Raw genomic sequence first — 1,196 nt, 5'->3', positions numbered from 1 at the left:
CTGGCGCGACCGGGCCAAATCCGAGGCGCGGGCGCTGCAAGTGCTGGAGGAACACCACATTGATTTCGTGGTGCTGGCGCGGTTCATGAAGATTCTCTCGCCGAACTTTTGCTGGCGCTACAAAAACAAGATCATCAACATTCATCCGTCGCTGCTGCCCAGTTTTCCCGGGCCGCAGGCGTATCGCCAGGCCTACGAACAGGGCGTCAAGATTGCCGGCGTGACGGCGCATTTTGTTTCCATGCGGCTGGACGAAGGCCCCATCATCGCGCAGGGTGCGTTTGCCATCACCCCGGGAATGACGCTCAAGGATATTGTCACTCGCGGCCAGAAGCTGGAAGCCGCCACGCTGGTCAAGGCGGTGAAGCTGTATCTCGGCAAGCGGCTGGATGTGTACTGGGGCACGGTGAAGGAAGTGTGACCGCCGGGACCGGCTTGATGGGAGACAAATCATCGTCTTGGGATCGTTCGGTCAAGGACAATGCCAAGATGCCATTGGTCATTCCAGTCCCGTTCAGTCCAGCGTCTGGCGGTAGCGTTTGACGCCGATCACCAGCATCACCAGCAGAAACAGGGCGATGGGCCACAAATCCGGCAGGCATTCCGCCAGCCCGTTGCCCTTGAGCATGATGCCGCGCACCACCCGCAGAAAATGCGTGAGCGGCAGGCATTCGCCCAGGTCCTGCGCCCAAACTGGCATGCCGCGAAAGGGAAACATGTAGCCCGACAGCAACAGGGATGGCAGGAAAAAGAAAAACGCCATCTGCACTGCCTGCAACTGGTTCCGGGACACCGTCGAAAACGTGATGCCCACCGCGAGGTTCGCCACGATAAACAGGAACACCAGCAGCAACAGCAGCGTGAGGCTGCCCAGCATCGGCACGTCGAACAAAAACTTGGACGCCAGCAGCACCAGCAGCACCTGCACATAACCCACCAGAATGTACGGCACGATTTTGCCGACGATGACTTCACCCGGATGCGCCGGCGTGGAAAGCAGATTTTCCATGGTGCCGCGTTCGCGTTCGCGGGTGATGGCCAGGCCGGTGATGATAATCATGGTCATGGTCAGCATCACGCCCATCAGGCCGGGCACGATGTTGTACTGGCTGATGCTTTCCGGGTTGTAATGCTGGTGGGCCACCAGGTTGAACGGCGCCGCACCGGCCTGCAACCGCGCCAGCGGACCGGTGAGG

General features: G+C 60.0%; 2 protein-coding genes. One reads left to right on the top strand and one right to left on the bottom strand.

Translation table 11 applies throughout. The features are described 5' to 3' along the window. Positions 1-421 (top strand): formyltransferase family protein (locus P4L78_RS05615; RefSeq protein ID WP_309327210.1); only part of this gene is annotated, 421 nt, incomplete at its 5' end. 93 nt (positions 422-514) lie between these two features. Here the strand turns inward: P4L78_RS05615 and P4L78_RS05610 are convergent. Then, positions 515-1,196 (bottom strand): ABC transporter permease (locus P4L78_RS05610; protein ID WP_309327209.1); only part of this gene is annotated, 682 nt, incomplete at its 5' end.

This window comes from Silvimonas sp. (assembly GCF_031291215.1).
GTDB classification, from domain to species: Bacteria; Pseudomonadota; Gammaproteobacteria; order Burkholderiales; family Chitinibacteraceae; genus Silvimonas; species Silvimonas soli.
Note: the sequence above shows the minus strand (reverse complement) of the source record. Positions and strands in the feature narration are given on the sequence as shown.